General features: G+C 37.1%; 6 protein-coding genes and 1 pseudogene. 5 read left to right on the plus strand and 2 right to left on the minus strand.

What is annotated here, in order from left to right; all coding sequences use genetic code 11:
• Positions 1-683: pseudogene (locus R3333_RS11425) on the minus strand (class I SAM-dependent methyltransferase); the annotation flags it as partial.
• A 223-nt stretch (positions 684-906) separates the two neighbouring features.
• On the opposite strand from R3333_RS11425, the gene R3333_RS11430 reads away from it, so the two are divergent.
• From R3333_RS11430 to R3333_RS11445, 4 genes are all read left to right on the plus strand, one after another.
• On the plus strand, positions 907-1,341 hold the full coding sequence (locus R3333_RS11430; protein ID WP_318958912.1) for a hypothetical protein: 435 nt from the start codon (positions 907-909) through the stop codon (positions 1,339-1,341).
• Positions 1,334-2,260, plus strand: coding sequence for an ABC transporter ATP-binding protein (locus R3333_RS11435; RefSeq protein WP_318958913.1), 927 nt, complete (start codon positions 1,334-1,336; stop codon positions 2,258-2,260). Before R3333_RS11430 ends, R3333_RS11435 begins: the two co-directional genes overlap by 8 nt.
• Positions 2,253-3,137 carry a YihY/virulence factor BrkB family protein gene (locus tag R3333_RS11440; RefSeq protein WP_318958914.1) on the plus strand — a complete coding sequence of 295 codons (885 nt, stop codon included), beginning with the start codon at positions 2,253-2,255 and terminating at the stop codon, positions 3,135-3,137. The genes R3333_RS11435 and R3333_RS11440 overlap by 8 nt, the downstream gene beginning before the upstream one ends.
• Before the next feature lie 83 nt (positions 3,138-3,220).
• Positions 3,221-4,021, plus strand: coding sequence for a helix-turn-helix transcriptional regulator (locus tag R3333_RS11445; RefSeq protein WP_318958915.1), 801 nt, complete (start codon positions 3,221-3,223; stop codon positions 4,019-4,021).
• 119 nt (positions 4,022-4,140) lie between these two features.
• On the opposite strand, the gene R3333_RS11450 is transcribed toward R3333_RS11445, so the two are convergent.
• The gene (locus R3333_RS11450) at positions 4,141-5,094 is read right to left on the minus strand and encodes a DUF3078 domain-containing protein (RefSeq protein ID WP_318958916.1); all 954 of its coding nucleotides are present in this window, start codon (positions 5,092-5,094) and stop codon (positions 4,141-4,143) included.
• Positions 5,095-5,270: 176 nt separating this feature from the next.
• Between R3333_RS11450 and R3333_RS11455 the strand changes: the two genes are divergently transcribed.
• Complete coding sequence (locus R3333_RS11455) at positions 5,271-6,449, plus strand: acetyl-CoA C-acyltransferase (protein ID WP_318958917.1); 1,179 nt, start codon at positions 5,271-5,273, stop codon at positions 6,447-6,449.
• Positions 6,450-6,593: the final 144 nt, after the last annotated feature.

Raw genomic sequence — 6,593 nt, forward strand, 5'->3', positions numbered from 1 at the left:
GAATAACAGAAGGTATTGAGTACTTTTTTGCCTTTACAATAGTTCGCTAATAACTTTCTATTGTTACGTTGATCGATAAAGAACCCTGTTTTTTGTCCAGAAATCCAATTGATAGAAAAGGGAATTCCGTTCTCCTTAGCGATATGTGGAACGGCAACATCTCCGAACAAATATTCATTTTCCACGTCTACTCGGTTGGGTAGCGTTTCTTTACATTTCGAATAAACAGCTTTTAAATCATCTCCCAAAGCTACTTTTAAAGCTTCTACGATATTTTCTGCCGATAAATACATCCCTACTGCGTGTGCCTGGAAAATTGCCACACCGTTGTAGTAGTCGATAATTAGTCCTGGAAGGTTGTCTCCTTCACCGTGTACCAATCTACAAATTTGGTTGTCTTCTGAAATTAAACCTTGCGTACGGCGCAGTTCTACGGCATTTTTAATACGCTGGTTCCAAAACTCTTGATTGATTTCAAGGTCTTCAAAACTTAATACACGCACAGCGATAGAACCCGGTTGAAAATGACCAATGGCCAAAAAGTTTTCGTAGGGATCTACACACCTTACCAATTCTCCGTCCTGGTATTCAGAAGTATCCGTTAATATGGCTCCTGAAAAAATCCATGGATGCTTTCGTTTAATGGCATCTAGTTTCGACTTGCGTATGGCGATATTTTTCATCTTTTCTTGCGTGTATGTGTTATGAGCCGACTAAAATAGAAATTGCCTTGCATCTGGCGCTGCTTTGCGCTTAAATCTTATGAAATAATCATCGTGAATTAAAAATATGTACAGTTATTTCTTTTCTTCCCTGTAATTAGAGGTAGAGAATGAAAGAAAGAAATTAACTTTGCTAGCACTAAGAGAAAATAATTAATTTAGAGATAAAATAGAAAGCATCCGTATGAAATTAAAGGCACATTTTTATTTGTTAAACATAGATTTTTCACCAGAATATGCAGAGGCACATCACAATGGAGATGAATCTGAAAACAATAGAAAGTATGAGTGGGAAGATGCATTAAGTTTAAAAAATGCAATAGCAAAACTTGATGTATTCGAAGGGGAGTATCCATTACAAGGAGAATTACCGAATGGTGAAGCCTTTAATGAAGCAGTGCCGAATATGACTTTATTCGAAGCCTTGGGAGAAGATGAAACCAGAACTTACTTTGCGGTTTCAAGCTCTATAATTGACCATTATACGATAGATGAAGAAGAGGATGCTAAAATCTTGAAAGTATACTTAAAGGATTACGAACCTTTGGCAAACCCTATACCGGGTGTGTATATTGCCTCGCAAGATTACCCTAAAAATTTGATCTTAGAATATGCTTAAAATTACCGATCTCTCATTTAGCTACCCCGACAATCCAGATACTTTTACTCGACTTAACATGAAGGTTGAGGAAGGTGAGGTTGCTGCAGTTGTAGGACCTTCAGGTTCTGGAAAATCTACTTTTTTACAATGTATAGGAGGTTTATTGCAGCCTAAGGAGGGGAAGATTAAAATAAACGGAGAAAAGGTACTCGGTCTTTTTGAACAATTAATTGCAGGGCATGATGAAATTGCTTTAGTGAATCAGGACTTTGCTTTAGATGACTATCATACTTCAGAAGAAAACATCCGAAATATCATATTAAATCTTCCCAAGCAACAACGCGATGAATTTGTACAAGAGTTGTTGGATTTATTAGACCTAAACTTGGTGGCCAAACAACAGGCTATCACATTATCAGGAGGGGAACGTCAGCGTTTATCATTGGCCAGAGCCTTGGCAAAAGAACCGAAGTTACTTTTGTTAGATGAACCTTTTTCTCACTTAGACATTCACTTGCGTCGTAAGGTTGGTCGCTACATTAAAAAGCTCTGTGAAATTCGTAAAATGAGTGTTATTTTAGTGACTCACGAAGGCGAAGAAGCATTGAGCTGGGCCGATACCCTTTACTTTTTCTACGATCATAAATTGAAAAAAAGGGGAGAGCCCATTACGGTTTATAATTCACCCAAAGATTACTTTGAAGCTTCTTTTTTTGGAGAATGTAATGTTGTTGAGGTGAAAGGAAAAAACTATTTCTTTAGGCCAAAAGCTTACAGTCTGGAAAAATCTGAAGAATTCAAAAATAAAATAGAAATAGCTTATCAATACGCTGATTTCAGAGGTGCTTATTTTGCAAATTACTTTCAGTGTGGAGAGGATGAAATTGTACTGTATTCTGAAAAAGATTTAAAAGAACTAAACACCTGTTATGTCTAAAGATCAAGTAAGGAAACTCAGTTGGAAAGAAATTTTCGAATTGAGTAAAACCAGTCTCAAAGAGTTTATTAATGCAGATAATTTTATGCATGGTGCTGCATTAGCTTACTACGCTATTTTTGCGCTGGTACCTATTGTTTACTTGGCTATTACCATTTTTGGAAGTGTAGTAGGAGAGGAAGTTATCTTGGAGATTATTAAAGATGTTCTTCAACAGAACATAGGAATCTCAGATGTAAGTGGAATCATGAATTTTGTTGAGGAGCTCAACATTGCCCAAGGAAATTTTGTGTTAAAAGTCGTGGGTATTGTAGTGTTGTTGTTTTCATCGACCGCATTGCTTAATGCCTTGCGTAATTCGATTAATAACTTCTTTGATATTACACCAAAAAAGAACATGAATTTCGTACTCCAAACCTTAATTTCTAGAGCTGTTAGTTTTGGAATATTGTCTTTGTTTGGGGTTTGTCTTATCGTTACTTATTTTACCCAAACCATTATTTTTTCTTTAACCGATCAGTTCATCGCATCGGGTAGTGGAATACGATCTGTATTTTATCTCATCGTAGAACATGGATCATTAATCTTGGTAAACGTTATTCTCTTTGCTTTCATTTTCAAATATCTACACGATGGTATTGTAAAATGGAAGTTAGCTTGGGGAGGGAGTTTGTTTACCTCTATACTACTTTATTTAGGTCACCTTTTGATTAAATTCTATTTGGTGAATTATTTTTTCGCTGCCAACGTAGGTTTCGCTGGCACGCTGATGGTAATTCTAACATGGATGTTTTATTCTTCTCAAATTATTTTCTTAGGTGCGAAATTCACTGCTGTTTATGCTAAAATGGTAGGTAAACCAATTGTTGCCAAATAATTAAGCGTTTCTCTGATGGGATTTTAATAGTTTATTTGTATCTTTGATTGAAATTCAGTCAATTATTCGCTAATAAACTCATCATGCATTTAGGTCAAAATCTTAAAATACTACGTAAACTTAAGAAACAATCACAAGAGGATATTTCTAAAAAGCTAGGTTTGACGCGCTCTACCTACAGTGGCTATGAGAACGGAGTGGCAGAGCCCGGTATTGAAACTTTGATTAATATTTCCAAGTACTTTCACATTCCACTTGACGATTTAATCAAAAAGGATTTTTCTAAAATGAATGAATCTGCTTTGAGCTCAGTGGAAAAAGGTTTGTACGCTGATGTTTCAGGGAAAAATTTGAGAGTATTAACTACAGTGTTGACTGCAGACAATGAAGAAATCATAGAAATGATTCCAGAAAAGGCTAGGGCTGGGTATACAACGGGGTATGCAGACCCAGATTACATAAAAGTGTTGCCTACGTTTTCTTTACCTTTTTTATCTAAAAATAGGAAATATAGGTCTTTCCCCATTCAGGGAGATAGCATGCCTCCTGTTGGACCAGGTTCATTTGTTGTGGCCGAGTTTATCCAAAACTGGGCTACTATAAAGTCAGGAACTCCATGTATCGTCGTAACCAAAGATGATGGAATTGTGTTTAAAATTGTAAACAATCATTTGGAAGAAAAACAATCTTACCAATTGTGTTCTACCAATTTAAATTATGACCCATATTACGTTCACGTGAATCAAATTGTGGAAATGTGGAAATTCGTGAACTACATATCTCCAGAATTACCAGATGTAAAATTAGAAGAAGGGGAGCTGTTGGCAACGATGAAACACTTACAGGCTGAAATACATGAATTGAAAAACACTTTAAAGCGATAGCATAAATTAAGCTGCTCAATTGGCGCCCTTCTGAGTAATGGCAAAGTAAGTTGAGAGCCAAACATTTGAATATAAAAAAGCCCCGAGTTTTCTCGGGGCTTTTTCATGCGTTGAATATTTTATTTTTTCTCTCTGTAATTAGCCATGGTGTATGCTAATCCAACTCCTATCACTTGTTTAAATTGAGTTCTAGGTCCAGAGTTTCCATTTTTATCTCTAATCGTAATGTCATCATCATATATTAAGTTCGCCTGAACTGAGGCTGAGAACCAAGAATTCACCTTAAAGGTTATAATTGCCTCTGCATTTACATCAATGTTTTGCGGGTTATTCATGTAGTTAGAGAATAGTTCAAGTCTTGACTTCAACTGTATATTTTCCATCAATTCTTTGTTGTAAAGAATTCTTGCATAAGATCCCAGTTCAAATCTAAACTGTTCTCCTGGTGTAATCAATAAACCATTGATATCAAATAAGCCCGGTTCTACACCAAATGCACCTGCATTGGCCAATCTTTGGTCGCGTACAAAGGTCATTTTAGAAGATACTGGCGAAACAAATACATTGAATTTATCATTGGGAGCATATTCAATCCCCAGTGATAGGTTCACGTATCCTGGAGCCATGAATGTAGAAGAGTATAAAGAGTCTGTTGCAGCAGTAAAACCGTTTAAGGTTTGTGTTTTAAAGCCTCCCAAAATCGTAATGTACCATGGGTCTTTTAAACCATAGCCAAAGTTGGTCTGGAAGTCGATAACGTCATCTGTTTTTTGCAGCATATCTCCCTCTACATCATCCAAATATTGAATTCCACCTAAGGCAAAATTTAAACGATTATCCCATTTGATCTTATCTTTTTTATAATTGGCTTGGAGATTGGCGAATCCTAACCCCGATAAGTTATTTCTACCGCCAGCAGCCCAATTTGTAAAAGATGATTGTGTCAAGTTCAGCCCAAATAAAGATTTTAATTTCCAATCTGGATTCAACGGTTTTTGAACAGTGTCATTTTCTGCACCAAATGCGCCTAGCGCAAATGCAAACACTGCTGTAAGTGTAAAAAGTTTATTCATAATCTTCGTTTTATCTTTCAAAAATGCCAATTTTTCTTCAACATTTGACATGCTATGCATAGTATTTATTAATAGAGGGTAGTGCATAAAGTGCCTCTTTGTCGATAACTTACGCGTATTTTACTTAGGGGTACCATTTAGTTTTATTATTTTCGCAAAAATCGAAATTAAAAAACATGAAAGAAGTATATATTGTTTCGGCGGTAAGAACGCCAATGGGAAGCTTCCTTGGAGCTTTATCTAGTGTTCCAGCAACACAATTAGGAGCAACAGCTATTAAAGGTGCTTTAGACAAAGGTGGTGTAGCCAAAGAATTGATTGATGAAGTATTTATGGGTAACGTATTACAAGCAAACTTAGGTCAGGCACCTGCACGTCAAGCGGCAATGGGAGCTGGTTTAGGTGAAAACGTTCCTTGTACTACAGTGAACAAAGTATGTTCTTCTGGAATGAAATCGGTTAGCCTTGCAGCGCAAAGTATTATTGCGGGTGACAACCACATCGTTGTTGCTGGTGGTATGGAGAACATGAGTTCAGTTCCTCACTACGTTCAAGGTAGATCTGCTACAAAATTAGGAGATATCAAAATGGTAGACGGAATGGTTAAAGACGGTTTAACAGACGTTTACAACAATACTCACATGGGGAACTGTGCAGAGAAATGTGCAGCTGAGCACAACTTCTCAAGAGAAGAGCAAGATGCTTTCGCAGTTGCTTCTTACGAAAAAGCGGCTAAAGCATGGTCAGAAGGTAAATTTGCTGACGAAATCGTTCCTGTAGAAGTTCCACAAAGAAGAGGTGACGCTATCATCGTTGCTGAAGATGAGGAATACAAGAACGTAAAAATGGATAAAATCGCTAGCTTGCGTCCAGCTTTCCAAAAAGACGGAACAGTAACTGCAGCTAACGCTTCTACATTAAATGACGGAGCTTCTTGTTTAATCTTAGCTTCTAAAGAGGCGGTTGAAAAGCACGGATTGAAGCCGATCGCAAAAATCGTTGCTTACGCAGATGCAGCACAAGAGCCAGAATGGTTTACAACTGCTCCAGCAAAAGCATTGCCTATCGCATTAGGAAAAGCAGGTTTATCTAACGATGATGTTGATTTCTGGGAATTAAACGAAGCTTTCTCTGTAGTAGGTTTAGCAAACACTAAAATCTTAGGAATTGATGCAAACAAGGTTGACGTGAACGGTGGTGCGGTTGCTTTAGGTCACCCACTTGGTTCTTCAGGATCTCGTATCTTGGTTACTTTGATCAATGTATTGAAACAAAACAATGGTAAAATTGGAGCTGCTGGTATCTGTAACGGTGGTGGTGGTGCTTCTGCAATGGTGATTGAAAATATCGCTTAAGAAGTAATTCAATAAAATATATTAAAGGGGAAGGAGCTTTAGGTTCTTTCCCTTTTTTTTGGGCATTTATTTTTTTGGCCTCCGTATACTACGGCCATAAAAATACCGCGTCATCCCCTCCAAGGCTTCGTTTTTCACCTACAA

This window comes from Lishizhenia sp., assembly GCF_033720595.1.
Taxonomy (GTDB): domain Bacteria; phylum Bacteroidota; class Bacteroidia; order Flavobacteriales_D; family Crocinitomicaceae; genus Lishizhenia.

Excerpts from the sequence above, each read along its gene's own strand:
- R3333_RS11430 (WP_318958912.1), top strand. The coding sequence starts at position 907 with ATGAAATTAAAGGCACATTTTTATTTGTTAAACATAGATTTTTCACCA.
- R3333_RS11435 (WP_318958913.1), top strand. The coding sequence starts at position 1,334 with ATGCTTAAAATTACCGATCTCTCATTTAGCTACCCCGACAATCCAGAT.
- R3333_RS11440 (WP_318958914.1), top strand. The coding sequence starts at position 2,253 with ATGTCTAAAGATCAAGTAAGGAAACTCAGTTGGAAAGAAATTTTCGAA.
- R3333_RS11445 (WP_318958915.1), top strand. The coding sequence starts at position 3,221 with ATGCATTTAGGTCAAAATCTTAAAATACTACGTAAACTTAAGAAACAA.
- R3333_RS11450 (WP_318958916.1), bottom strand. The coding sequence starts at position 5,094 with ATGAATAAACTTTTTACACTTACAGCAGTGTTTGCATTTGCGCTAGGC.
- R3333_RS11455 (WP_318958917.1), top strand. The coding sequence starts at position 5,271 with ATGAAAGAAGTATATATTGTTTCGGCGGTAAGAACGCCAATGGGAAGC.